Raw genomic sequence first — 24841 nt, forward strand, 5'->3', positions numbered from 1 at the left:
CTACTTGCACGATGATGATTCGGGTACTTTTTCATGCCCGTTAAGAATCTTACTTCTTAACGTACAGGTTATGAATATGGTGCCCGGACTCGGAATCGAACCAAGGACACGGGGATTTTCAATCCCCGTGTTGAAATAACAACGTAGGATCTATTACTAGCGCTATTACTTGGGGTGTTTACCCAGGTAATAAATATGCATGTAATTTCAATCATTTCCACCAAAGGCGGCGAAGGTAAATCGACCCACGCAGCTAATCTCAGTGGCTTCTGTGCAGATGCTGGTCTCAAGACTCTCTTGATCGACGGTGACTACGCTCAACCGACAGCCTCCAGTTATTATCACCTGCAGTATGAAGCCCCCTACGGCCTGTATGAATTGTTAATGCAGACGGCTGATCTCAATCAACCCAAACAGCTTATTTCCCGCACCAGTATTGCCAACCTTGATCTGATTATCTCTAACGATCCCCACGAACAACTTAAAACAGCCATGATGCACGCGCCCGATGGTCGTTTTCGGCTGCGCAATCTACTGCAGCACCCTCTGTTTACCGACTATGACGTGATTATTATTGATTCACAGGGTGCCCGATCCATCATGCTTGAGCTGGTCATGCTGGCAACGAACCATACGGCGCTCGCCATGATCAAGCCGGTGGTACCTGATGTGCGCGAGTTTTTACGCGGCACTATCCCGCTGATGGAAGGATTATTGCCTTATAAAGACTTTGGTATCGCGTTGCCCCCGGTGAAAATTCTGGTGAATTGCATGGATTACACCGTTCTGGCAAAAAAAACGCTGGCAGCGATAACGCAGATTATTGATGAAGGTACATACAGTTCCACAGGTATCCCGGTCAGTATGCTGGCAACCCAAATCTACGATTTGGACGTTTATAAACTGGGACACAGTTTGTCTCAGCCAGCCCACAGATTGGAGTATGAAACTGACCGTAAAACCCCGCCTGCAGCACAGTCTATATGTGATCTGGCTTGTGAGCTTTTCCCTGAGTGGAAACCCCTGTTTGATGATGTTCTTGCTCGGGAGATCCGCTCATGAATCGAAATCAAATTTGGCGGGCTGTCGCTTATTCGGTTGATACCTATAAGGGACACAATGAGGTTCATGTGTTCGTCGATGCTCCTGATTATGAAACAGCAAAAAAACGGATTTATGAGCGTTTGGCTGATGAATGGGAACTGGCGAGAGGTTTCATAGAGTTTTCCAACCTGTGGAGTGAATCGGAACTTCGTGATATGGCCGTAGGCCCGCAAGCACCAATAGGACTTCCGTTGCTGGAGTCTGGTGCGAGTTACGATCGGGAACCCTTGATCCTGGTCGCTTCTTCCCGACTCCGTGAGGTTCTGGCGTGTGCATTGCGCGAGGTTCAGATTGAGGAGGCTCGCCATGCGTAGCACTGAACAACAACGGGTTCTGCCGCACTCATTGGAAGCCGAGCAGTCTGTCCTGGGTGGCCTAATGCTTGAGAATGACCGTTGGGATGAGATTGCACCGATCCTGACGGCAGACAGCTTTTACTCACGGCCTCATCAGACGATATTTGCAGCCATGCAGGCGTTGCTTGGCCGCAATATGCCCATCGATCTCATCACCTTATCAGAAGAGCTTGAACGTGTTGGGCAGCTTGATACTGTCGGGGGTTTTGCCTATCTGGCTGAACTGTCCAAGAACACCCCAAGCGCCGCCAATATTGTGGCCTATGCAGAATATGTCTCGACCGGTAAGCAGAAACGCCAGCTACTGGCGTTGGGGCATGATCTGGCCGGACAGGCCGAAGATGCCCGTACGGATGTGGCTTCCCTCTTGGAAGAGGCAGAGCAACGTCTCTTTGATATCGCTGGTCTACAGGCGTCCGGTAAGCCGTTTGATCTCATTTCCTCGCTGGAGACCTATCTTGACCGTCTGGAGCTGCGTTGCAGCAGTGAAGACCTGATCACCGGCACTCCAACACCCTTTGAGCAACTCAACGGGATGACCAGTGGATTGCAAGACAGTGACCTGATCCTGTTAGCGGCACGTCCCTCAATGGGCAAAACCGCGCTGGCTCTGAGTTTATGTGAAGGTGCTTTGGGGACTAGGAAAGACAAATCGGTGCAGGTCTACAGTCTGGAAATGCCCATCGACCAGCTTTTATCACGGTTTATTGCCATGCTGGGACGCGTCCCTTTGCAGAATCTCCGCAATGGCAATATGGGCGATGAAGAGTGGGCCAGGGTGGGGGAGGCGAACAAAATTCTCCTTGAATGGAAAGATCGTCTGGTTATTGATGACGACAGCTTAATGACACCGTCAATGCTGCGCTCTCGGGTACGTAAAAATGTGCGTAAATACGGAAAGCCGTCTTTAATCCTGTTGGATTACCTGCAGTTGATGCGTTGCCCTGGTCAGGAGAACCGCACACAGGAAATTGCTGAAATTTCGCGTTCGCTGAAGGCGCTGGCGAAAGAGATCGGTTGCCCTCTCGTCGCCCTTTCACAGCTTAATCGGGCTCTTGAAAACCGGCCAGATAAACGTCCCAATAATGGTGATCTTAGAGATTCCGGGGCATTAGAGCAGGATGCCGACGTGATCATGTTTATCTACCGTGATGAAGTTTACGACGAACACAGCCCGGATAAAGGCATTGCCGAGCTGATTATAGGTAAGCAGCGCAATGGCCCCATTGGCACGGTAAAAGTGAAGTTCCAGCCTGAAATCACCCGATTTGAAGATTTCTCGGGAGGTCGCTATGACTTCTAAAGAGGTGCAGACGTTGGGGGAACAATTGTTGCAACGGGGACGTTCGCCAGCGTCCGGCGCAGTGGCCGTCTTGCCGGTCAGTGAAATGCCGATGGTTCTGACACTGGATCAACTGCGGCCCAACCCCGATAACCCGCGTACCACCCGTAACCCCAAGTATGACGATATCAAGGCGTCGATCCTGGCGCGTGGGCTGGACTCGGTACCAAAAGTCACGAAGAACCCCGACAGCGCCGAAGATGTGTATATCTTCAGTGATGGAGGAAATACACGTTATACGATCCTGGTGGAGCTATGGGAAGAGACCCAAGATGAGCGTTTTCGTCGTATTCAGTGCATTTTCAAGCCGTGGCCGGGGCGGTTGAAGTGTGTCATCGGGCATTTGGCTGAAAATGATGTTCGAGGGGATCTGTCTTTTATTGAAAAATCATTTGGCGTAGCCAAAGCCAGAAGCATTCAGGAAGAGCAGTTAGGACGTGAGGTCAGTCAGAGAGAGCTTGCAGAGCTCTTAAAAACAGAAGGTTACCCGATACATTACTCCAGTATAAGCCGAATGGAGTATGTCATTAAGCAACTGTACCCCTATCTTCCTAGGCTTCTGGAGTCGGGATTGAGTCGCGCTCAAACGGTTCCTCTTATAAATCTTCGCATGTCGGCAGAAAAGTCTTGGGGGGAATTCAGTGTACATACCGATGTGGTTAAACCGTTTAATGAGGTATTTGGTGAGGTTTGTCATTCTTTAGATGATCCAGACCATTACACCCTGGAAACGTTCAAAGATGAGTTGATCGCCGCCTTACTCCAGGCAATGCCCAACTCGGAGATTACGTATGACCGCTGGTTAATCGAACTCGACCCGAAGGAGCAGAATCGCCGGAAACTTTTCGGTGAACCCGCGCCTCTACCACAACATATTATCAATGCAGATAAAGGCACCGAAAAGGCGGGTGTAACCCCCGCTGTTGCACCTGCGTCTTCGCTGGGTGTTCCTTCCTGTGATGATAATCAGATTCAAGAACCCTCCCCGGTCGTACATCGCCAGCAGGATGCAGTTATCTCTTTGCAGGATGTGAGGCCGTCAATGCCTGTTGAGGCCGATCCCGGCGATCAGCACAAGGAAGAGGAACAGCTTGATTTGTATGGCCTGCCAAATGAGTCTCGGGAGTCAATGTTACCGGTGACGTTCTCACACTCAGCCTCTGATGGCGCTGTGCTGCAAGAGCAGCAAAATGATGACCTGCCCCCTGTGCTAGAAAACGCAACCTTAGATTCTTCGGTTTCATTCGCCAATACCGGTTTAGAGCCGGTGACGGATATTTGGCATATTTCCGCCCTGCAGGACGACATTGAGCATTTGCAGGATGCCGCTTTTCGTCTGGCGTTTGAGTTGGCTGAAGTGCTTGAGGCCGAGCAGGAACTCTGTGAAGACAATGCGCCTGGTTCGGCGGGATATCGCCTGCAGGTGAATGCTCATAGTGCATCCCCGATAACGCGATTGCTGGCAGGGTTATCAGGTGATGCTGCAGTTTCACTGTCTGCGACTGAGCTGACCAATATCGTCATCGGTACTGAGCAACCGGCAGACTGGCCGTTGCTGGATGATATTAAGGTAGTGAAGTTTTTACGGTTAATACGCGTGATACGGCGTTTGCGTGAGATCCAACGCCAGTCACAGCAGTATCAGGGTGGGGAGGAATAGGGATGAGTCACTCACATTCACAGCGTCAGGTTCGTCTGGTGAAGTTAATTCGTAAACTGCTGGAATTGGCTAAAAATAACAACAATGCGCATGAGGCCGGGCTGGCCTTATCCCGCGCTCAGGCGTTGATGCAAAAATACGGTATCAGCGAACTGGATGCCGAGTCTTCTTTTGTACGGGAAGATCAGACACAGAAAGCCCCGTCAAATGCCGTGAAAATCCCTCAGTGGATGGACAGGCTGGTCTGGGTCGTTAACCGTGCATTTGGTTGTCGGGCTTACTATAGCTGGCAGCAGGGAAGTGCTGGCAACAGTCACCGCGTCGTGATGTTCTGCGGTTTTGGCGAACGTCCTGCCGTGGCTGCGTATTCCTTTGACGTTCTATCTCGCCAACTGAAAGAGGCAACAACCGCCTACCTTAAGACGCAAAACAAGCGTCTTAAACTGTCAACCCGCCGTGCCCGTGCCGACCAATTTCGTGAAGGGTGGGTTGAGGGTGTTCGCCGTGTCGTCGTTGATTTTGGCCCCTCTCAGCGGGAGAGCCAGAGTATGGCGCATTACCTTGAAGCCTTGGCGTTATCTCAGACCAAACTTCGGGAAGCCAGGGAATGTCGCGGGGCTGATATTGCCCGTGGAACCGGCTTTGTCGCTGGGAAGAATGCCCGGTTGTATCACGGTGTCGATGGTGCAGAGCAAGGCAAATTGACCGGTAGGAGAGGGGGGCAATGAATAAAATCCGTAAAGACAGGTCAGGTATCACGCTGGTTGTGCTTTGTGTTGTGGCGTGGGCGATTGATTTAGGGATACTTTTAGGAGGGAACTACATATGAATCCGCAAACCGGTATGACGACAAATGCCTTGTTGACGCAGGTCTTGATGGAACTGAAATCCGGCAACATTCGGCGTTGTGAGGCAATGGGACTGACGCTGGAGGAGATCCAGGAACTGAATCAACTTACGGTAGAGGATTTACACTACCTGGTGAACTCCTCGGTCTCGATACTGACGTTCCATATCAATCACACCAATCTCAATATGATGTTGGCGCAGGCCCGACAAGAGCAGGTTCGCATACAGCGTATCGATCGTGCATTGGCGCTGGGCGGATCGATAGAAATGATGCAGTGCTATTTTGGACTGACGGCGGCGGAAGTGAGTACCCGTCGTCGCCTTGCCGGAATTCCTACCCGGCAAGGGCGTAATCAGATGCCCGCTGAAGCAGAAGAAATCTCGATCTGGGAGCAGTGGCGAACTGCCAAGATAGACAATCTGGACTCGTTGGAAGCGCTGGAGGTCATGATGCTGATTGCTGAACAGCAAGATATCGCCTTAACGTCCGTATGGACGTTGGTAAAAGGCTGGGTCGAGCAGCAGCAACAACGGAGAGCGGGTTGATGGCCTTGGCTGTAGACAGCGTCATACAACATACGTTAAGCAAAATGACGGCCCGGATTGTGCAAAAGGCACAATCCGGTGCTGTGACAAATGAGCAGAGTGGTCTGCTCTATCTGGGGAATGTGCATGATGCCATTCCCCGGCAACTTTATATGGATAACCGGTTATCACCGCTGGATAAAACCGCTTGGGTAATGATCCGTCTCTATGCTCAACAGAACGATGGAGCGGTGTTCCCCACCTATGAAGAGCTTCAGCTTCAGCTTGCCTCCCCCCATTCAGGTAAAGCCTCACGAGAAACGGTCAGTCGCGCCTTGCTGATGTTACGGCTCACGGGCTGGTTGAGTTTGTGTAAGCGAGTCAGGGATGACAGTGGCCGAGTCCGTGGCAACATCTATGCACAGCATGATGAACCGTTGGGGTTACGTGATGCCGAGCATTTTGACCCCGGCTGGCTGGATGCGGTGGCACAAGCGTGTCAGCACGGTAACAAGACTATCAGGTTAACGGCACTGTCTGTACTGAGTGAGATCAAGCAGGATACGTCCATGCGTCACCGTCATTCGCGCGTTGCGTTGATCGAAGCTCGGTTGTCCTCCCCTCAGTCTCCCCAAGAGTTGGCATTGCGACAGCAGGCTTCTTTGCCGGGTTCGGAAACCGAACTCAGTCAAAAAATACCTTCTGTCACCCAAAGATCACCAAGTTCGGAAACCGAACTCAGTATAAATGAGGGGGCTGTTTTACCGAGTTCGGTTTCCGAACTCAGTCTAGAAACAAGGGGTTATGACAGAGTTCGGAATCCGAACTGTTACGTACGTAGTTTTACACAGGGTGTAAAAGATACGTACGTAGGGGCATCAGGGAAAAACGACAATCGGCTTCGCTGGCCGTCAGTGCTGATTGAAAATCTGACCACGGTTGATCGGGATAACGTAGAGCCGCAACTGCAGGCATTGCCAGCGCCATTGGGGCAACAGGTTCTGTATGAAGTGGCGGAGCGTATCGGCACAGGTGAGATAAAAAATGTGATTGCCTACCTGCTCGCCACGCTGAAGCGGGCGAGAAATGGACAATTCAATTCAACAGTTGGCGCGGCCAAACGAGTGCAGCAGCCAAAATTACAGCCACTACAGCCCGTTGGGGCTATCGAGCTTGTTCCAGTCCAAACGCAAGGAAAAAGTCATAGAGCATCGACGGAGAAAATTGCACAGGTGATGGCTGAAATTCGCGCTGCTTACAGGCGCTGATTGAAAATTATACAGTGTTGCGGGGCGCAACAGTGGTTGAAAATTACACAGTGTTGCGGGGCGCAACAGTGATTAAAAATCACACAGATCTGTAGGCAAAGTAGGTGCAAAAAGAATTGTAACGGTTGGGAAAACAGTTTCCCGTTGTTCGGAGGTCAGTTGATCTCAGACTATCTAACTCTGCGTCAACTATCGAATAGAGGCTGTTATGACTGACAATGCAGAGAAAAAGGATGGTAAAAAAGTCGGTGCACTACATTCAGAATTGCGGATTGATTTGCATACCTTCTATGCGATCAGTACCTGGGAAGGAAGAGGGAAGAGTGCGAGGAAAGGTAAAATCATCGGAATGCCGCAATTTTTCCGGTTAGTTTCCAGTATTAACATGGATTCTTTGGCTGATAATCCTTATGCGGATGCCGTGATGCATCAACTTGAAACGCTGATTGATGAAGCACATAAGAACATTCAGCGTTTGTTAGATGAGGCAAATAGTCTGATAGCCGATCTTCCAAGCGGTATCTCGTTATCCAGTGTTGTTTCCAGCTCTCCTCTTAATATTGGTGTACATAGTCATACGCCTGTGGGGTATCGCTGTGTCTATCTTCTGGTCGGATTTGATCAACTCGCCTTACGATTATTTCAAGCTCACCATTATGGATTTATGTCACTCAAACGGCGGAATAAATTACTGCAAGAGGGCGGGTATCAAATTCGTAGAATATTCACTGTAGCAATGGATTATCGTTCATTCCCTGTCAGTCGTAAGGTGTTTGTTACACAGAGTGAAGAAATTCATCAAGCACAGCAGTATTTTGGCGAGTTAGATGAACTGGTGTTGTTTGGAAAAAAACGTTCTCGTTTTTCGCCGCCGGTCAATGCAGAGAGCCTTCGTTTGTTAAATAAGCGATTGCGGCATAAATCCAGAGATAATAAGGCAGTGGAGGAGGTTGATAAACAAGGAGATAAGGATGAGAAGCATGGGGCAGAGTAATTTTTGTAATGCGGTAGGTGTGGTGTTATCCGCCGTTTTGTTAGGGGGATGTGCAGGGAGCGATGTTGCCGGGTTGAACAAAAAAGTCAGCGATATGAGCTATGGTTTGCTCTCGCTGGGTAAAAAAGCGGACAGCAATGAGAGTGGCGGATTGCCTGCAATGTCAAAGAATTCACCGGTAATTGATAAGAAAACCGCCCGCGAACTTGATGTTCCGGTTGATGTGGATACCGCTGCTGCAAGGGTAAAACGGTATTACAATTTTACCTCCAGTGATGTTGTGAACACACTTAAGGGACAGGGGTTAGAAGGTGGCATGAAGGCGGCTGCGATTACTCAGGGGGGATATGCCTGGGACGCGCAACCGGGTGCCTACTACAAGATGGGCAGGAATTGGGGGGCTGATGAGGGGATTGAAGACAATATCCTGATTGAGCTTGAGAAAAATGGTGCGGGGAGTCGTATGTACATTACGTTCCGTTCCAGTGAGGCTTTGCATGTCACCGAGGCTTACACAGGCAAGTTGTTTGCCGAAGTCAAACAGGTCGCTGAAGGTAAAGTGCGCTAACGGCGTCTGCATCATGTGATGGTCCGGCTGGGCCATCTTCGAATTTTTATTCACCTGTCATTTTAGTGCTATGCCCCTGTGGGTAGGGTGTTGTGCATTCTGAATCTGACGGGTTCACTCTCGTGGAGAGACAATGAAACTATTTCTGTGTGAAAAACCCAGTCAGGGACGGGATATTGCTGCTGTGTTGGGCGCAACAGAGAAGAAGAGCGGCTATCTGTCAGGTGTGGGGGTTATGGTGACCTGGGGGTTTGGGCATTTGTTGGAGCAAGCCAGCCCTGATGTGTACGGGGAGCAGTTTGGCAAACCTTGGCGTACCGAGGTTTTGCCGGTGTTACCCACTCAATGGAAAATGCAGATCAAACCCGAGTCCAAAGTGCAGTTTGAGGTGATCCGAAAGTTGTTACTCAAGGCGGATTGTGTGGTGATTGCAACGGATGCCGACCGTGAAGGTGAAGTGATTGCCCGTGAAATCCTTGATTATTGTGGCTATCAGGGAAACGTCGAACGTCTGTGGCTTTCAGCACTCGATGAAGCCAGTGTTAGGGCCGCACTTGCAGCGATAAAACCGGGGCATGAAACGTATCATTATTACCTGGCGGGTCTTGGCCGATCGCGTGCAGATTGGCAAATCGGCATGAATTTGACCCGTTTGTATACGGTCAAAGCCCGTGATAGCGGCTACGGCAATGTGCTGTCAGTTGGGAGGGTACAGACGCCGACGCTCAATCTGATTGTTGAACGCGATCGGCACATCGCGGGTTTTGTGCCAAAGCCCTTTTTTGTGGTCACGCTTGCGCTGACGTCCAGCGGTCAATCTTTTCAGGCGCAGTGGGTGCCCGCAGCAACCTACTGTGATGATGAAAAGCGCTGTATTCAGCAAGGGGTTGCACAGCAGGTTGTCCAGCTCTGCCAGCAAAAGGGTGTTGCCTCGGTCACAGAGATAGAGACCAAACGCGAAACCGTCTCGGCCCCGCTCCCGTTTGATCTGGGTACGCTGCAGCAGCAGTGCTCAAAGCGTTGGGGATTGGGTGCTCAGCAGGTGCTGGATATTGCCCAGGCACTGTATGAAACACATAAAGCGATGACTTACCCACGTACAGACTGCGGGTTTCTGCCGACCTCGATGTTGTCGGAAGTGCCTGCCGTTTTTTCCGCCCTGGTAAAAAGTGACCCCGCGCTGTCTACGGTGTTGGCACGGTTGCAGCCAGGGTCTGTCTCCCGTGCTTGGAACGATAAGAAGATCACCGCCCACCACGGTATAATCCCCACAAAACAACCTTGCGATCTTGGTAAAATGAGTGAGGTAGAGCGTCAGGTCTACCAAGTGATCCGGCAGCACTATCTGGCACAGTTTCTGCCGGTTTATGAACAGGATGCAACCCGAGTGTCACTGCTTTGTGGCGGTCAACTGTTTAAAACCCGTGGCAATGTGGTGGTGGTGCCCGGCTGGAAAGTCCTGTTTGAGAAAGAGCTGGAGCATGGGGGCGATGAGGCGCAAAGCGATACCGACAACGCGCAGCTTCCAGCCCTGCAGCAGGGAACGCCGTGTCAGGTGACCGGTGCGGCCATGAAGCTCCAGCAGACCAAACCGCCCGAGCACTATACGGAAGGCACCCTGATTGCGGCGATGAAAAACGCGGCCCAGTTTGTGACCGATCCCCGCCTGAAAAAAATCCTGAAAGAGAATGCGGGGCTGGGGACAGAAGCGACGCGGGCCGGGGTCATTGAAACCCTGCTGGCCCGCGGTTTTATCGTAAAAAAGGGGAAATCTCTGCATGCTGCCGTGGTGGCCGGTGAATTGATGGATGTGTTGCCGATGCCGTTGAAAGATCCCGGCATGACCGCCCTGTGGGAGCAGGCGCTGGATGATATCGCCGAAGGAAAGATGTCCCTGGATGACTTTATGGCAAAGCAGTCAGCCTGGACAGCGCAGTTGGTCGAGAAAGGGCGTCAGCAGGCGATAAATATCACGGTTCCACCCTCACCGCCGTGTCCGACGTGTGGGGGTGTGACCTTGCAGCGGTCGGGGAAATCAGGGAGCTTTTGGGGGTGCCTGCGTTATCCCGATTGTACCGGGATAGTGAATCCCCCTCAGCAGAACAAGCGTCGGGGCTTCCCCAAAAAGAAAGCGCGTTGAGGTAAAATTAATAACCCATTGCACTCGGTGCAGTGAGTTTGCTATTTTGCCGTGGCTTCTGAAGCACCCCGTGATTACTGCGGTCACCAGTGACGTGCATCATTTTTTTACTTGGGGAATGATGTATAAGACGCAAAGTCTCAGTGAAAAATGCGTCGGGTTCGAAGGCTCGGCCTCTGAGTTGATGGAATACAGTCATCCAACAGCCTGTGGTGCAGGCATGGCGGGAACGTATCGGGAAGATACGCTCCCGTTTTTTTTATCACTATACCTAATGATATTTCGGCTGACAGTTTAGTGTTGACTTCTTTTTAGCCCGTTTGAATAATGACCAGGCTAACTCGTTGTCCCTGACAACACCCGATGCTGCCATGACCTGCAAGGTAGCGCTGTAAAGTGGTCAAACCCCAGTTGCCCAGACCTGAAATGCAACGCTTTTAGAGCGGTAACCCCCCTGAATCTTTGAAAGCGGGGATCGCAGTTCACTGCGATGAAGGTACGTTTATCCAACTTCACAGACAGTCAGCGTCTTCACGTTGATACCCTGCGGGAAAATTCCCGTTGGGGACGTTTCTCCGCATACCGGTTTATTCCCAAGGAGAAACACCATGTCTCAAGCATCTCAATCTACTGCTACCCAAAATCAGGCCAGCTATTTCAATCTGCATGTTGATGGTCTGGGGTATCTCAGCAATATCCGTGAGATCACTACGGCCAACGGTTCATTCCTGACTGGCGTGATTAATGCCTTGCACGGATCGACTGAGAAACCCGACTACACGCGTTTCGATGTGACCATATCTGGCAAAGAAGCCAGTAGTCTTATCCGGCGCTGCCAGAAGTCTGTCGATGAAGAGAAAAAAGTGCTGTTGGGCTTTAAACTCAGCAATCTGACGGCTGATGTGTTTACCTTAACCAAAGGCGATCACGCAGGTGAATCCCGGCCTACGCTGAAAGCGCGACTGATAAAAATCAGTTGGATCAAGGTAGGGCAAGAAATGGTTTACAAAGCGGAAAAATCAACGCCAACACCAGGGGCTTCGGCCAGTTCCGCACAACAACAATACCCAGACAATGCGTTCTAGATTGTCGATGTAGCACCCCACTTTACGCCAGGGTTTTTCTCTGGCGTTTTTTTTATTTTCGGGAAATGAGTTGTTCGTTGAGGGTAACCGTGAAGATTCGCACAGTGAGCACGTCTTTTTGACTGCTTACTGAGGATGTTCATGAAATCATATTACGCTTTCCCTGCTTGTTTACTGGCCGCGGTGGTGCTGACCGGGTGTGTCCAACCGCAAAAAAACCTGCAACGCGATCCCCCCTCCCCGATTGCCGGTGTCCAGCTCTCGAGTAACGTACAGTCAGCTCGTCCCGATGCGTTTGCTGCGCCGCTGGAGGTGGTTCGCTATGACCGCTATCTGCTGGTCAGTACCTCCCCTTCCCAGGCACAACGCGCCCCGCTGGAGCAGGTGATCGATATTCGCATTCCTGCCTCCTTGTCGCCCACCGTGGCCGATGCCATGCGCTATGCGCTGCGCCAGTCTGGGTTCAGCTTGTGCAGTATCACGTCAGCCAATCGTGTGCTCTACAGCCAGGCCTTACCGGCAGTGCATCATCAGTTCGGCCCGATCCGCCTGAGTGACGCGTTGCAAATCCTGGCCGGACCGGCCTGGCAGCTAGAGGTGGACTCGGTGCAACGTGTAGTTTGTCACTCGCTGCGTGATGGATTCCGTTTACCGCCAGAGCCGACACCTGCGCCGATCGCCAGCAGTCACTTTCTACAGCCGCCTGCCATCAAGTCAGTGGCTCCCACCGTACAACCGCAACCCACTCCGGCTCCAGCCCGGCAAAGGATGCTGAAATGAGCGAGATAATGGAGGAGACCCAGTCCGCGCGTCTGGGCAAGGGGATGCGGTTGCTGCGTTATAGCGTCTTCACGCTCCTGGTACTTTCGGTTGCGGGTATTGGGGCGAAAATGGTGAGCCAGTCTGCCCAGATTGCCTCGCTGCAAACAGCGCTGGGGCAAGTCCCTGGCCGGGATGCGGTCCAGCAAGAGCTGGACAAGCTGAACGGGCAGGTCATCAGCAATAGCGAGACGTTGAAAACGCTGTCAGCCTCTCTGGAGGAAGCCTTGGTTGCGCCCGTCGTGGATAAAACCGCATTTGACCATCTGGCGCAACAGGTGCGTACGCTCGAGACGAAGGTCAGCCTGCCGGTGTCGTCAGATGCGCAGGCGCTGCAGGGCGTTCATGCCACGATGGCACTTCTGCAGGCTCGTGTTGACACCCTGGAACAACGGGCCGGTGCAGCACAAACACCAGTAACCAAGCCAGCAATCTCTGCCGTCAATCCAGGGGCGACCACACCCACCGTCAAGAATACGCCCACCCGTAGCGCCCGGTCTGTCGCTGCCCCTTTCCGTCTGACCAGCATTGAACGACGGGGAGGAACGGTGTTTGTCGCCGTGGCACCGCTGCAGGCGTTCAACCTGGCGGATATCCGACTGGTTGAAACCGGCGAAACCGTCCAGGGCTGGACACTGTTGTCAGCCGGGGGCAATCAGGCCCAGTTCAGCGTCGCAGGTCGGACGCAGACGCTGACCGTTCAATAAAGGAGGTTCAGGATGAAATTGACATCAATCGCGCTGGTATTGGGTCTGGGTATAGCCCCGCTTTTCCCGGCAACAGCCGCACTGCAAACTGAGCAATCCCAGCAGGGAAACACCGCCAGTGTCAGTACCACCCTGCAGGCGCTGGAAGAAGCGCAGTCGAAAAAAAGTGCGCAAGAATGGGGGCTGACCACCGAGGAATGGCAACGCTATCAGCAGTTGAGCAAAGGGCGTCGGGGGATTTTATCGCCGGGGTTAGATCCGATCACCACGCTGGGTATCGAAGCGCGGAGCGAGGAAGAGCGGCGTCACTACGCCGACCTGTCCGTCAAGCAGGACTTTCAGCGGGTTGAGGCTGAGTTGGCATTCCAGCGTGAAGTGAATGCCGCCTGGGTTCGTGTCTACCCCGGTATCCTGCCGGTGCAATCTGCCGGGGATGCCGGGCAGGGTAACGGGCGGCTGGCGTTGTTTGTTCGGGCTGACTGTGGGACACCGTGTGAGACCAAAGTGGCGTCTTTGCTGGCAAGCCAACGCCTGTTGGATATCTACCTGGTCGGCAGTGAAGGGAAGGATGAAGCCGTACGGGTATGGGCGAAGAAGCTGGCTATCCCCGTCGAACGGGTGAAAGCGAAAACGCTGACGCTCAATCACGACCGGGGGCAGTGGATCAAGTTCGGTCAGGGACGTATGCCGGTGGTACTGCAACAGGGGACAAACGGATGGCAAATTACCGCGTATTAAGTGCGCTGGCGCTTCTCTTGTGCAGCGCGGGCAGTCTGGCAACCGTATCCTCTCAGCAGATCCCGTCAGGTTATTACCAGGTGGCAGTACAAGAGCGGGTGCCTGCCGAAGCCTTGTACAGCCTGGCGCTGACGGAATCGTCAAAGAGACTTCCCCACGGTATTCGCCCCTGGCCGTGGACCATTAACGTAGCCGGAAAAGGCTACCGTTATGCGACTCGCAAAGAGGCTTATCAGGCGCTATTAGGGTTTATGCGCAGCCATTCGCTGAAACGTATCGACGTCGGGATTGCGCAGGTGAATCTGGGCTGGAACGGGCATCACTTCCGCTCCACTTGGGAGGCCTTTGATCCGTATATCAATCTGCATGTGGCAGCCCGTATTCTGCGGGCTTGCTACGACAACAAACCGGGGAGCTGGATAACCGCTGCCGGGTGCTATCACCATCCGGCAGGCGGTCAGCCTGCACGGACCTATCAAGCCATAGTGAAACAGCATTTGAATCGCCTGCAGCCGACAACCGGCGTACTGGCATCGAATGTTGTCATTGAACCTGCTGCAGGAGCGACGCCATGAATCTGAATTCACGTTTATTGCCCCGCCTGATCTGTGTGCTGGTATTGGGTGTCGCCAGTTTTACCGTCCAGGCTGAACTCACTGTCGTAGCCGATTTGGGCGGCCAGCCTACAGCAACGTATTTTGAGGGCATCAATAATCAAGGTAAACCCACGGCATCCCAGACAGAGCCGTTGTCTGTTATTCCGCTTACCGTTTTGCCCATCAGTACCCCTGAGCTGACACCCGGCAAGGTGGAGGCCAGGGCACTGACTCTTCCGGGGATGCGCCCGATGTTTTTGATTGGTGATGATGACCCGTCGCGTCGTTGGCTGTCACTGCGTCGGGATGCTCTGGTGCAGTTAAACGCGGTGGGCCTGGTTGTTAACGTTGCCAGCGAGGGAGCGCTCAATGACCTGAAGAAACACGCGGATGGGCTGGAGTTGTTGCCGGTCTCGGGCAGTGATCTGGCGAAGCGGCTGGGGCTGACCCATTACCCGGTGTTGTTGACGGAAAAGGGATTGGAACAATGAGATCGGGCCTGATGCTGGAGAGTCTGGGACCTTTGGTCTGGTGGCTGCTTTTACTTAGCGTGCTGAGCTGGATAGCGTTACTGATTGGCGCGAAAGTCAGTCGCCACCGACGTTATCAGCGTCAGGCTCAACGTGTTCTGGCGCGTCTTCCTCAGTTGGCTGGTGACGGCCAACGTCTGAATTATCTGCGTAAAGTGAACCCCTATGTGTTTGAAGAATTGCTACTGACTGCATTCGAACGCCGGGGATATCGCATCAAACGCAACCGGCATTATAGCGGTGATGGCGGATTAGATGGGCAGGTGTGGATTCATGGCAAACGTTACCTTATCCAGGCTAAACGCTATGCCCGCACCATCACACCGGCCCATGTGGCGGCATTTGGGGCGTTGGTCTGCCGCGAACGTTGCCGGGGGCTGTTTGTGCATACCGGGCGAACGGGTTTGAAATCCCGCGAGGCGCGGAAAGGTTTCCCCAATATCGAGTTTATCAGTGGTCAGCGGTTACTTGACCTTATCGACGGGCAACGACCCTGGCTACTGAATGAGGAATGAACAATGAGTGATCGTTATGTGATTGAGGCGATGTTGCGACCGGCTGTCGAGCTAAATACCGCAGTTGTTGCCGCCTGTGCCAGCTATATCTGTGTGACAGCGCCCTGGGCGGTGGCGTTGGCTCCTGTTGTCAGCTATGTCACTGCCGGTGGGTTTGCCGTGTTTGCGCTGAAACGGACCCGTGAAGGGTTCAGGGTGCTGCGCTATCGGCGCAATATCCGCCGTTTACCGCGTTATGTGATGACCAGCGCTGAGGTGCCAGTGAGTCACCAACGTTTGTTCCTGGGGCGCGGATTTTTATGGGAACAGAAACATACCCAGCGCCTGCTGGCGACATTGCGCCCTGAAGTGGAGCGCTATGTGAATCCCCCTGCGCTGTATCAGGCGGCCCGCCGCTTTGAACAGCACCATGAATACCGTTATCCCACCTTGTGCAAATGGCTTTCCAGCCAGTCAGCGCTCAATCCGGTGCGCCCACTGCCGGACGTCGGCGGTAAACCCGCATTGCACGGTATTGAACCTGATGAGGTGAATGTGTCGCTGAGCCTGCTGGAGCGGGTGGGACATATGCTGGTTCTGGGCACCACCCGCGTCGGGAAGACCCGCCTGGCAGAGCTGCTGATCACCCAGGATATCCGGCGTGGCAATGTCACCATTGTCTTTGACCCAAAAGGGGATGCGGATCTGCTCAAGCGCATTTACGCCGAAGCCCACCGCGCCGGTCGCGCCAGCGAGCTGCAGGTGTTTCACCTGGGTTGGCCCGACATCAGTGCCCGCTACAACGCCGTGGGCCGTTTCAACCGTATTTCTGAGGTTGCTACCCGTGTGGCTGGACAATTGGAAGGCGGCGGTAACAATGCGGTGTTTCGCGAGTTTGCCTGGCGGTTTGTCAACATTATCGCCCGTGGCCTAGTTGCCCTGGGACAGCGGCCTGACTTTGGTCTGATCATGCGTTACGTCAATAACATCAGTGACCTCTATGAAAACTACGCCGAGTTTTACCTTTCGCAACATGCCCCGGCGTTGTGGCTGCAGATTGAGAGTCTGGTGCCCGTTCTCGATGAGCGTGATATTCCTCGGCATATGGAGGGGCGCTCGATGCGTATCGTGGCGATTGAGCACGTTTTGGGGAGTGATGAGGGAAAACGGGTGTATGACCCTGTCCTGGATGGCCTGCGCTCGTCTGTTCGCTATGACCAGAAATACTATGACAAGATTGTCGCCAGCCTGTTGCCGTTGCTGGAGAAACTGACCTCCGGCAAGACGGCGCAACTCATCTCACCGGACTATACCGACCTCACCGATCCGCGCCCGATTTTTGACTGGCAGCAGGTGATCCGTAAAAAGGGCATTGTCTATATCGGGCTCGATGCGCTGTCAGATCCGGAGGTGGCGGCAGCGGTGGGCAACAGCATGTTTGCCGACTTGGTGAGCGTAGCTGGTCACATCTATAAGTTTGGTATCAATGATGGTTTGCCTGTGGAGGATGAGAAGAAAACCCCTATCAGCCTCCATTGCGATGAATTTAACGAGTTGATGGGTGATGAGTTTATCCCGCTTATCAACAAAGGGGGCGGTGCAGGGATCGAGGTGACAGCCTATACACAGACCCTGCCGGACATTGAGGCGCGGTTAGGCAGTGCAGCCAAAGCCGCTCAGGTGGTCGGTAACTTCAACAGCCTGGTAATGCTGCGCGTCCGGCATACCGAAACGGCAGAACTGATGACGAAACAAGTGCCGGAAGTGGAGGTGTATACCAAGACCCTGGTGTCCGGGGTGACGGATATTTCCAACCCGGAGATGGGCAGTGATTTTACGTCTAATACTCAAGACAGGGTCAGCTCAGTGCGTACGCCGCTGATCACCCCAGCCAATGTGATCAACCTGCCGAAAGGCCAGGCCTTTGCCTTGCTGGAAGGGGGTAAACTGTGGAAGATCCGTATGCCGTTGCCAGCGGCAGGGAATGATGCCTTGATGCCAGAAAGTCTGGCGAAAATCGCCGAGTATATGAAGAAAAATTACCGCACGGGCGATACCTGGTGGTCGGGAACGGCCTTGCCGGGAGACCGAGCACCGAATATTGACAATAACGTGGTCTGATAAGGGAAATTCAATGAAACAACAGTATCGTGTCAGTGCTGTGCTGGCATCCAGTCTGGGGCAGTCTGCAGAGGTGCCTCGCGATATCATGGCGGTGCTGAAAAACCAGCACTGTTCAACGCCCTTTGCCCCAGAGATAGTGGCAGCGTTAAATGGCTTAGGGTATGACGCCAGACGTGAGCAGGAGCCTTGCCCGGCTAATCAGGTGGGCATCTGGGTGACAATCAATGCCCAGCCCATGCTGCTGCAGTGTGAGCTGGAAGTCCTGGCGCTGCATTAAGGAGAGGGGTATGGCACAAGCATCTTCTTCCCCGCAACCGCTTCAGCAGGCCCAGCCACCTAAACCGCATGGTGTGCTGATGACGGTATTGTGGGATATGCCCTGGCGGGTAGTCGGTATGTTACTGGTCTCCTTGTTGTTTAGCTTGATAGTGGAGTACATCGGGATCGCCTTCTTTTGGCCGGAACAGGGAGCCGAGCATAGCCGTGCGATGATGGTGACGGAAAGCGGTTATTTCTCTGAAGGGTTTACCCGAAGCCTGCTGTTGTCTGCGCCGGTGTCCACGGTGAGTACCTGGATAACCGTTGGCTATCAGTGGCTGTTTGTGAACAGTGGTTTTCTGGGGTGGCTCCAGTCAGCACAGTCAAATAACAGCGGTAATGCCCTGACGGATGGCCTGAATGTCGGTGGAGCCTGGTTGATACAGGTGGCGCGTGAATACTTGATGGCCTCGATGTATGTCACGCTGGTTTTCCTGATGCGTGTCACCATCCTGGTGTTGTCGGTGCCGCTGTTTGTTCTGGTGGCCCTGGTGGGAATCGTAGACGGGATGGTGAGGCGTGACCTACGTCGCTATGGTGCTGGGTATGAGTCGAGTTTTCTGTATCACCATGCCAAGCGGTTTGTGAAACCGGCTGTCTACATTCCCTGCATTCTCTATCTGTCTGCACCGTTCTCAGTGTATCCGAACCTGCTGTTGCTGCCTGCTGCGCTGCTGATGGGGTTGGCGATTTCAGTGACGATGGGGAGCTTTAAGAAGTATTTGTAAGCAACGTGGGTGTTTCTAATAACTGGCTCGATCTGAACTCACCAAGGACGTAACCCAAACAAGTGGATGGGGGGCTAGGGTGGTTGGTAAGGATAATGTAAGTGATTTACTGATAAACGCCGTTAATATTCCTGCGCCATAGTGGACAATCACGACAACAAAACCCCGCTAGAATGCGGGGTTTTGCTAGTGGCAGGCGGCTTCTTTTTGACGGCGTTCAATGAGCCTTACTGATATTGACTTAATCTCGCCATAGTCTTTTGATGCGCTATTTCGAAGCGCCAGATTCCATTTGCTGAGAGTGTTTGCGTTCACCACTAGTTCGCTATCTTCAGACAGACGACCATTCTTCATTAACCAGTCCGCGATATTAGCCCAATCCCAGAGTGGGGATTGCCCTTTGATACGCTGAACTGGGCATGGGAAGTCACCGCTTCCGCGAGTACCATCTTTTAGCATGGTAATCGCTTGTCGTGACATGCCTGTAATTTCTGCAATGTCGCTTAGCCCTACAAGAGCTGAGTCGACTGACTCAACAATTGCGCCGATACCGGCTGTTTCAATATTGTCGATCGCAGATGTAATAGCTTCATCCAGAGATTCAGCTTCGCGATCGAACTCAATATAGACGGAGTTTCCATATGCGCCAATCAGCGCATCGTCACAGCCGTTCTCATACAGCGCGTCTTCCAGTCCTTCGGTCTCATACGTTACGCCTGAGAGAGTCAGAGTGAAATTATAAAGCGCCATAGTACCTCTTTTTGTTAGGTGTTCATAAATGGCGGCCGAAACCGCCACAATTACTACTTATTAGCAGTCAGAGCATTTGTTAATGTTTAAACATTCGTCAACAGATCGCCTGATTTGCTGTGCGTGATTCTCCGGAACGCGTGGAGTTGACCAAACACTTCTTTGGTGAGTTTTGTGCTCACCTTCTGGGTTTCCACAACGCAAGCGACAAAAAGCGTGTGACGACTTGCCTGCTTCAACCCATTCCCAGCCATTATTCAACGCGTATTCAATGGCCTCTTGAATATGCTTATTCGGATGTTTCTTCATTCGCCTCCGATAACTACATTTTAGTTAGGGTGTTGACGTCTGTCAACGGTTTGTTGATTTTATCCGTTGAGTGACTCAACCGCTTACCTATGGCGTCTACGGCCGCCGATGGCGAAGCATAGACTATCAAAAAAAAATCATTCCTACCCGAGGTCGCTAAAGCCACCCCCGCGACAACGAGTATTTGCAAGACCACTGAGTTGACGCTCTTATTACCCAAAAGCCTTGTGAGCAATGACTTCTACGACAGCAATGATGCCCTACTGGCCACTACCATAGCCCTGATGGCGCTATGGTAGCGCCATGCTGTTGAGTCCTTCGTGAATTTTCAAAATCCCCATTCTAGTTGTTTGCTGACCCTCCCCCGCCTTTTCGCCAAGCTCTGCCTTGCATCTATTACCTGTAAAAGGAGGTTCCCATGCACATAACACCGCTACGGGCGTTGTGTCTCGCAGGCAGTCTGTTCACCGCGCTGTCCGTCCAGGCCAGTGAGAAAGACGAGTTGGCCCTTGTCATGAAGCAGTTGGATCAGGTGCAGGCCAGCCTGGAGCGTGCCCGTGTGGTGGCGGTTCAGGACGGTCAGTCCGGGCGTTTTCATTTTGACTATCTGCGGGCTACGCAGGACGTCAACACGATGCGCCGGGGGATTGAGTTTTACCTCGAACCTTCCCGCGCTCAACCCACCACATCGTCAGTCTCCGGGCAATACCGCCAGGAGCGTCGGTAATGAATGAAGCACAGACCGCCGCGTTTAAAGCCGCTGCTGGCAATGTCGAACCTGCCGTCCTGAACCTGCTGTTTATCGGTTCACTGATAGCGTTATTGACACTGTGGGCAGGGTGGGGATTTGTTCACGTCTATCGGGGCTATGCGGCAGGCAACATCAAAGGGGCTACCGTTCAACGCTTCGTGGTCCGTGTCGTCATCTTGCTGTTGGTCAGTCTGTATTTATTCGCCAGTTAATCATTTATCTCTTCTTCATTTGTAAGGAAACCACCATGAATTTGCCGTCTCTTTTCTCTTCTACCCGCCGTGTCGCACAGCGTGTCCGTCAGTCCTCCCTGCTGCTGGCGTTAACGGCTGTTACGCCAGCCCACGCGGCTTTACCGACCGTTGAAGGCCCCAAATCCAGCACCGACAGTTCGTTCTACGGTCAGATTTCCGGCTATCTCAACGACGGGATTGTCCTGGGGGGCTTGATCCTCGCCGCTGCGGCACTATTGGTTGTTGCCAACGCCATTATCGCCACCTTCTCTGAAGTGCAGCAGGGGCGTTCGACCTGGGCCAAGTTCGGGATGCTGGTTGTCGTCGGTATCGTGCTGGTCGTCGCTGTCATCTGGCTGGCAACCAAAGCAGCCACGGTTATCGTGGGCTAAGGCAGGTACGGTATGGCGACTATCTCGTTTCTACCCGACCGGCTGAATGCAGAGCCTATTGTATTCAAGGGTTTTACTACGCCAGAGCTGTTTATGACCGCGGGATTAAGCGTATTGGGCGGCTTGGTGGTCGCCATACCTTTTACCCTGTTTATTGGCTGGCTGGCGTTCCCTACCGTCAGCTTATTGATGCCGATTGTCGTCGTGTTTTTCGGCGGCAAACTGATGGCTCGTTTCAAGCGCGGCAAACCAGAGAACTACCTGTACCGGCGTGTTGAGCTTTGGCTGAGCCGTCAGCGGATGGGCAACCCCCACTTGATACACCGTAGCCAGACCTGGGCATTGCGTCGTTCAACGCCGGTCATTCGCCAGCTCCAGGAGGAGTTTGATGAGTAAGTACAGAAGTGCGGTCAATGCGCGTGACCGCCATATTTCAACCCTGCGTGGAGCCTGCGGGGTGTTGATGGTTCTGCTGATGGTGGCTCTCGCAGGCTGGATGTTGTCACCGCGTAATCTGACCGTTCATAACCCGCCTGATCTGCGTTCTGGCTCGACCCGTGCATGGTGGGAGGTTCACCCGTCTACGGTATACAGCTTTGCGTTTTACATCTTCCAGCAATTGAACTCCTGGCCGAAAGATGGCGATACCGACTACCCGTACCGTATCAGCACCTTGTCCGCCTACCTGACGCCGACCTGTGAAGAGTGGCTGAACAAAGATGCGAAACAGCGTAAATCTGCCGGGGAGCTGCGTGAGCGCGTCAGGGGGATCTCTGAAGTCCCTGGGCGTGGTTACAAGGACGACAGTGTCACGGTGGTGAGCCGCGATAGCTGGATTGTACGCCTGGATCTGGTGGCCGATGAGTATTACCACACCGAACCGGTGAAACGCGCCTTGGTGCGTTACCCGCTGAAGATTGTGCGCTGGGACCAGAACCCGGAAGCCAATCCCTTCGGTCTGGCACTCGATTGCTACGCCGATATTCCCCAACGCTTGGAAGCGGCTCCGGTCGCGCCGGTTGAGAAGAAAGGACTGTTCTGATGCGTATAAAACATCGTCATTATCTGCCGCTGTACCTGGCGTTGCTGGGTGTGGCAGGCACGCTGAGTGTTCCTCTGCCGGTCGAGGCGGTAGAGCTGATGAAGTGGGAGCGTATCCCGCTGCAGGTGCCGCTGACCGTGGGACAAGAACGTATTGTGTTTGTGAACAAGAACGTCCGGGTGGGTTTCCCTCCGGAGTTGAACGGTAGACTGCGGGTGCAGAGCACCGGCGGTGCCGTGTACCTGCAGGCGAGCAGCACCTTTGTCACCACGCGACTGCAACTGCAGGACGTGGAGAATGGCGAACTTATCCTGCTGGATATCACTGCCCTTGAGGGCAAGCAGGTGCGTGAACCGGTGAGTCTGGTCTATCAGGGCGACGTCTCCAGTGCGACCGGCAGCGATAACACCTCGGTCAGTGTAGAGGAGACGGTCACCACCCAGGGTAAGGGTCAGACCTCCGCCAAAGATAACACCCCTCGTATCACGACACCGCTGCCGATTGCCCTGACGCGTTATGCGGCACAAAGACTGTATGCCCCCTTGCGTACGATTGAAGCGTTGCCGGGGGTACACGCCATTTCGCACGGTCTGTCATCAAACATTACCTCACTACTGCCCTCTGAGCCGGTTACGGTGCGCCCGCTGGCCGCATGGGGGGTACAGGGGTACAACGTGGTTGCCCTGAAGCTGACCAATCAGCGGTCGGGGAAAGTGGTACTTGACCCGCGTCGTTTGCAGGGCACCTTCCATTCTGCCACCTTCCAGCATCGCTGGCTGGGTGCTGCCGGTACACCGGAAGACACTACCCTGTTGTACCTGGTGATGCAGGGACGCCCAGAGGCAGCATTTCTGCCAGAGCCGGTGGCCCCTGCCGTGAAGGGCAAGGCGCGAACCTTGTCAGGAGGGCAGACTCATGCAAATTAAATCCAATACCCTGCTGAAAGTCCTGGTACCGGTGGTGCTGTTTATTGCCATCGCCATTGGGGTGAAATCCTGTGGTTCAGGCACCACACCGGCCTCATCGACCGTCAAAACGAATACGGTGGCTGACCTGACCGATGAGGAGTTACAGATCCTCGGTATCGAGGGGGATACCCCGGAAGATACCCTGCGAACCCTGGTGGCACGTCTGAAGGTTATCCAGGACAAGCAGGCCAGTCTGGAGCGGCAGAATGTCACGCTGTCGGAAGAGAACGCCACCCTCAAAGAAGGCGGGGTGAATGTCGATAACCGCATTCGTGATGCGGTCAATGTGGCGAAGCAGGAAGAGGTGCAGGCCCGGCAGAAACTTCAGGCGGAGCAGCAGCGCCTGGCAACGCTGATTGAAAGTCTGAAGGGGATGGGCGGTCAGTCAGGTCAGTCGCCGTCTGCCGGTTCATCCGCATCAGGGCAGGGACAGCAAGGTGATTTGCCGATTGGGCTGGGCCTGGAGGGCAGTGACGGGGCAACGGGCACCGTGAGTGGCGGCGTGATGTGGATTGAGCCACAGGACGCCGTGCAGCTTGATCGCAACGGTAAACCGGTCATCGGGGCCGCTGCCGTGGGCACGGCGGCAGGCACCGGCAGTTTCCAGTTCCCGAGTTCGTTTACCAGCCTGGATGATAACGAAATTTCCCGCCAGAAAGCCGAACTGGACCGGGCGGCGAAAAATCAGCAGGCCATTGAGGAAGCGACACCGGTGTATACGTTGCCGGAAAACTCGACGCTGATTGGTAGCCGGGGTATGACGGCGTTGCTGGGCCGGGTGCCGATTGATGGAAAAGTCACCGATCCGTACCCGTTTAAAGTGCTTATCGGCAAGGAGAACCTGACCGCCAACGGCATCGAGCTGCCGGACGTGGAAGGGGCGATTGTCTCCGGTACCGCCACTGGTGACTGGGTATTGTCCTGTGTCCGGGGCGAAGTGCATTCCATTACCTTTGTCTTTACCGATGGCACGGTGCGTACCGTGCCATCGCCAGCAAAATCCAGTGACGGCAGCAACGGCAAATCGAACGGCGGCAGCATTGGCTGGTTGTCCGATGAAAACGGGGTGCCGTGCCTGTCCGGGGAGCGCAAATCCAACGCCTCGACCTACCTGCCCACCCTGTTCGCGTTGTCCGGGGCCGGTGCGGCGGCGGATGCGATGGCGAACGGACAGAACACCACCTCGGTGGACGGTACCACGGTGACCAGTACGCTGACCGGCAGTGCCGGGCAGGCGGCGCTGGGCAAGGCCTTGTCAGGTGGCACCAATGAACTGGCCGACTGGGTGAAAGCGCGTTACGGCCAGATGTTTGACGCCGTGTATGTGCCACCGGGTGCCCAGGTGGCCGTGCATATTACTCGCCAAATCCCGATTGACTACGAAGAACAGGGCCGCAAGGTTCGGTACGATTTTGACATCAGCCAGCAGCATACGCTGGATTGAGGAGGTT

At 53.7% G+C, this 24841-nt stretch carries 29 protein-coding genes; 27 read left to right on the forward strand and 2 right to left on the reverse strand.

The features are described from left to right. Positions 1–195 precede the first annotated feature (195 nt). From Q2T71_RS00220 to Q2T71_RS00315, 20 genes are all read left to right on the forward strand, one after another. The gene (locus tag Q2T71_RS00220; RefSeq protein ID WP_372557731.1) at positions 196–1062 is read left to right on the forward strand and encodes a ParA family protein; all 867 of its coding nucleotides are present in this window, start codon (positions 196–198) and stop codon (positions 1060–1062) included. Beyond that, entirely contained in the window at positions 1059–1418 is a 360-nt protein-coding gene (locus Q2T71_RS00225) for a hypothetical protein (protein WP_372557732.1), read from the forward strand. The genes Q2T71_RS00220 and Q2T71_RS00225 overlap by 4 nt, the downstream gene beginning before the upstream one ends. Continuing rightward, positions 1411–2763 (forward strand): SPI-7-type island replicative DNA helicase, encoded by a 1353-nt coding sequence (gene dnaB-PI, locus Q2T71_RS00230; protein ID WP_262033581.1) that lies wholly within the window; start codon positions 1411–1413, stop codon positions 2761–2763. The genes Q2T71_RS00225 and dnaB-PI overlap by 8 nt, the downstream gene beginning before the upstream one ends. Continuing rightward, positions 2753–4462 (forward strand): ParB family protein, encoded by a 1710-nt coding sequence (locus Q2T71_RS00235; RefSeq protein WP_372557733.1) that lies wholly within the window; start codon positions 2753–2755, stop codon positions 4460–4462. The genes dnaB-PI and Q2T71_RS00235 overlap by 11 nt, the downstream gene beginning before the upstream one ends. 2 nt (positions 4463–4464) lie before the next feature. After that, the gene (locus Q2T71_RS00240) at positions 4465–5190 is read left to right on the forward strand and encodes a DUF2786 domain-containing protein (protein WP_372557734.1); all 726 of its coding nucleotides are present in this window, start codon (positions 4465–4467) and stop codon (positions 5188–5190) included. Between the two features lie 97 nt (positions 5191–5287). Beyond that, positions 5288–5857, forward strand: coding sequence for a DUF2857 domain-containing protein (locus Q2T71_RS00245; RefSeq protein WP_262033584.1), 570 nt, complete (start codon positions 5288–5290; stop codon positions 5855–5857). After that, the gene (locus Q2T71_RS00250) at positions 5857–7104 is read left to right on the forward strand and encodes an STY4528 family pathogenicity island replication protein (RefSeq protein ID WP_372557735.1); all 1248 of its coding nucleotides are present in this window, start codon (positions 5857–5859) and stop codon (positions 7102–7104) included. Before Q2T71_RS00245 ends, Q2T71_RS00250 begins: the two co-directional genes overlap by 1 nt. 208 nt (positions 7105–7312) lie before the next feature. Then, positions 7313–8098, forward strand: coding sequence for a PFL_4669 family integrating conjugative element protein (locus Q2T71_RS00255; RefSeq protein ID WP_372557736.1), 786 nt, complete (start codon positions 7313–7315; stop codon positions 8096–8098). Then, positions 8085–8666 carry a hypothetical protein gene (locus Q2T71_RS00260; protein ID WP_372557737.1) on the forward strand — a complete coding sequence of 194 codons (582 nt, stop codon included), beginning with the start codon at positions 8085–8087 and terminating at the stop codon, positions 8664–8666. Before Q2T71_RS00255 ends, Q2T71_RS00260 begins: the two co-directional genes overlap by 14 nt. Positions 8667–8799: 133 nt before the next feature. Further along, positions 8800–10806, forward strand: coding sequence for a DNA topoisomerase III (locus Q2T71_RS00265; RefSeq protein WP_372557738.1), 2007 nt, complete (start codon positions 8800–8802; stop codon positions 10804–10806). A 608-nt stretch (positions 10807–11414) separates the two neighbouring features. Then, positions 11415–11891: an STY4534 family ICE replication protein gene (locus Q2T71_RS00270; protein ID WP_372557739.1), complete on the forward strand. Its 477-nt coding sequence runs from the start codon at positions 11415–11417 to the stop codon at positions 11889–11891. 135 nt (positions 11892–12026) lie between these two features. Continuing rightward, positions 12027–12671, forward strand: a complete 645-nt coding sequence (locus Q2T71_RS00275) for a PilL N-terminal domain-containing protein (protein ID WP_372557740.1) — start codon at positions 12027–12029, stop codon at positions 12669–12671. Continuing rightward, complete coding sequence (locus Q2T71_RS00280; RefSeq protein WP_372557741.1) at positions 12668–13417, forward strand: hypothetical protein; 750 nt, start codon at positions 12668–12670, stop codon at positions 13415–13417. The genes Q2T71_RS00275 and Q2T71_RS00280 overlap by 4 nt, the downstream gene beginning before the upstream one ends. 12 nt (positions 13418–13429) lie before the next feature. After that, positions 13430–14155 carry a TIGR03759 family integrating conjugative element protein gene (locus Q2T71_RS00285; protein WP_372557742.1) on the forward strand — a complete coding sequence of 242 codons (726 nt, stop codon included), beginning with the start codon at positions 13430–13432 and terminating at the stop codon, positions 14153–14155. Next, positions 14134–14730, forward strand: a complete 597-nt coding sequence (locus Q2T71_RS00290) for a transglycosylase SLT domain-containing protein (RefSeq protein ID WP_372557743.1) — start codon at positions 14134–14136, stop codon at positions 14728–14730. Before Q2T71_RS00285 ends, Q2T71_RS00290 begins: the two co-directional genes overlap by 22 nt. Positions 14731–14756: 26 nt before the next feature. Beyond that, positions 14757–15242 (forward strand): integrating conjugative element protein, encoded by a 486-nt coding sequence (locus Q2T71_RS00295; RefSeq protein WP_372559802.1) that lies wholly within the window; start codon positions 14757–14759, stop codon positions 15240–15242. Next, positions 15239–15796, forward strand: a complete 558-nt coding sequence (locus Q2T71_RS00300; protein ID WP_372557744.1) for a restriction endonuclease — start codon at positions 15239–15241, stop codon at positions 15794–15796. The genes Q2T71_RS00295 and Q2T71_RS00300 overlap by 4 nt, the downstream gene beginning before the upstream one ends. Positions 15797–15799: 3 nt before the next feature. After that, positions 15800–17896, forward strand: a complete 2097-nt coding sequence (traD, locus tag Q2T71_RS00305; RefSeq protein WP_372557745.1) for a type IV conjugative transfer system coupling protein TraD — start codon at positions 15800–15802, stop codon at positions 17894–17896. Between the two features lie 13 nt (positions 17897–17909). Further along, on the forward strand, positions 17910–18176 hold the full coding sequence (locus Q2T71_RS00310) for a hypothetical protein (protein WP_372557746.1): 267 nt from the start codon (positions 17910–17912) through the stop codon (positions 18174–18176). A 10-nt stretch (positions 18177–18186) separates the two neighbouring features. Next, positions 18187–18945 (forward strand): TIGR03747 family integrating conjugative element membrane protein, encoded by a 759-nt coding sequence (locus Q2T71_RS00315; RefSeq protein WP_372557747.1) that lies wholly within the window; start codon positions 18187–18189, stop codon positions 18943–18945. Between the two features lie 186 nt (positions 18946–19131). Here Q2T71_RS00315 and Q2T71_RS00320 read toward each other — a convergent pair whose 3' ends face one another. Beyond that, positions 19132–19695, reverse strand: a complete 564-nt coding sequence (locus Q2T71_RS00320) for an AlpA family transcriptional regulator (RefSeq protein ID WP_038275059.1) — start codon at positions 19693–19695, stop codon at positions 19132–19134. 60 nt (positions 19696–19755) lie between these two features. Then, positions 19756–20004: a hypothetical protein gene (locus Q2T71_RS00325; RefSeq protein ID WP_072015601.1), complete on the reverse strand. Its 249-nt coding sequence runs from the start codon at positions 20002–20004 to the stop codon at positions 19756–19758. 418 nt (positions 20005–20422) lie between these two features. Here Q2T71_RS00325 and Q2T71_RS00330 point away from each other — a divergent pair, with 418 nt between their 5' ends. From Q2T71_RS00330 to Q2T71_RS00360, 7 genes are read left to right on the forward strand one after another with little or no spacing between them, the layout of a single operon-like run. After that, positions 20423–20731: an RAQPRD family integrative conjugative element protein gene (locus Q2T71_RS00330; RefSeq protein WP_262033601.1), complete on the forward strand. Its 309-nt coding sequence runs from the start codon at positions 20423–20425 to the stop codon at positions 20729–20731. Further along, positions 20731–20967 carry a TIGR03758 family integrating conjugative element protein gene (locus Q2T71_RS00335; protein ID WP_372557748.1) on the forward strand — a complete coding sequence of 79 codons (237 nt, stop codon included), beginning with the start codon at positions 20731–20733 and terminating at the stop codon, positions 20965–20967. Before Q2T71_RS00330 ends, Q2T71_RS00335 begins: the two co-directional genes overlap by 1 nt. A gap of 35 nt (positions 20968–21002) precedes the next feature. Further along, positions 21003–21380, forward strand: a complete 378-nt coding sequence (locus Q2T71_RS00340; RefSeq protein WP_372557749.1) for a TIGR03745 family integrating conjugative element membrane protein — start codon at positions 21003–21005, stop codon at positions 21378–21380. A 12-nt stretch (positions 21381–21392) separates the two neighbouring features. Next, on the forward strand, positions 21393–21776 hold the full coding sequence (locus Q2T71_RS00345; RefSeq protein ID WP_372557750.1) for a TIGR03750 family conjugal transfer protein: 384 nt from the start codon (positions 21393–21395) through the stop codon (positions 21774–21776). Continuing rightward, entirely contained in the window at positions 21769–22422 is a 654-nt protein-coding gene (locus tag Q2T71_RS00350; RefSeq protein ID WP_372557751.1) for a PFL_4703 family integrating conjugative element protein, read from the forward strand. Before Q2T71_RS00345 ends, Q2T71_RS00350 begins: the two co-directional genes overlap by 8 nt. Then, complete coding sequence (locus tag Q2T71_RS00355; RefSeq protein WP_372557752.1) at positions 22422–23348, forward strand: TIGR03749 family integrating conjugative element protein; 927 nt, start codon at positions 22422–22424, stop codon at positions 23346–23348. Before Q2T71_RS00350 ends, Q2T71_RS00355 begins: the two co-directional genes overlap by 1 nt. Continuing rightward, positions 23338–24834: a TIGR03752 family integrating conjugative element protein gene (locus tag Q2T71_RS00360; RefSeq protein WP_372557753.1), complete on the forward strand. Its 1497-nt coding sequence runs from the start codon at positions 23338–23340 to the stop codon at positions 24832–24834. The genes Q2T71_RS00355 and Q2T71_RS00360 overlap by 11 nt, the downstream gene beginning before the upstream one ends. Positions 24835–24841: the final 7 nt, after the last annotated feature.

Origin of the sequence: Yersinia sp. 1652 StPb PI, from assembly GCF_041538345.1 — a bacterium.
Lineage (GTDB): Bacteria > Pseudomonadota > Gammaproteobacteria > Enterobacterales > Enterobacteriaceae > Yersinia > Yersinia enterocolitica_E.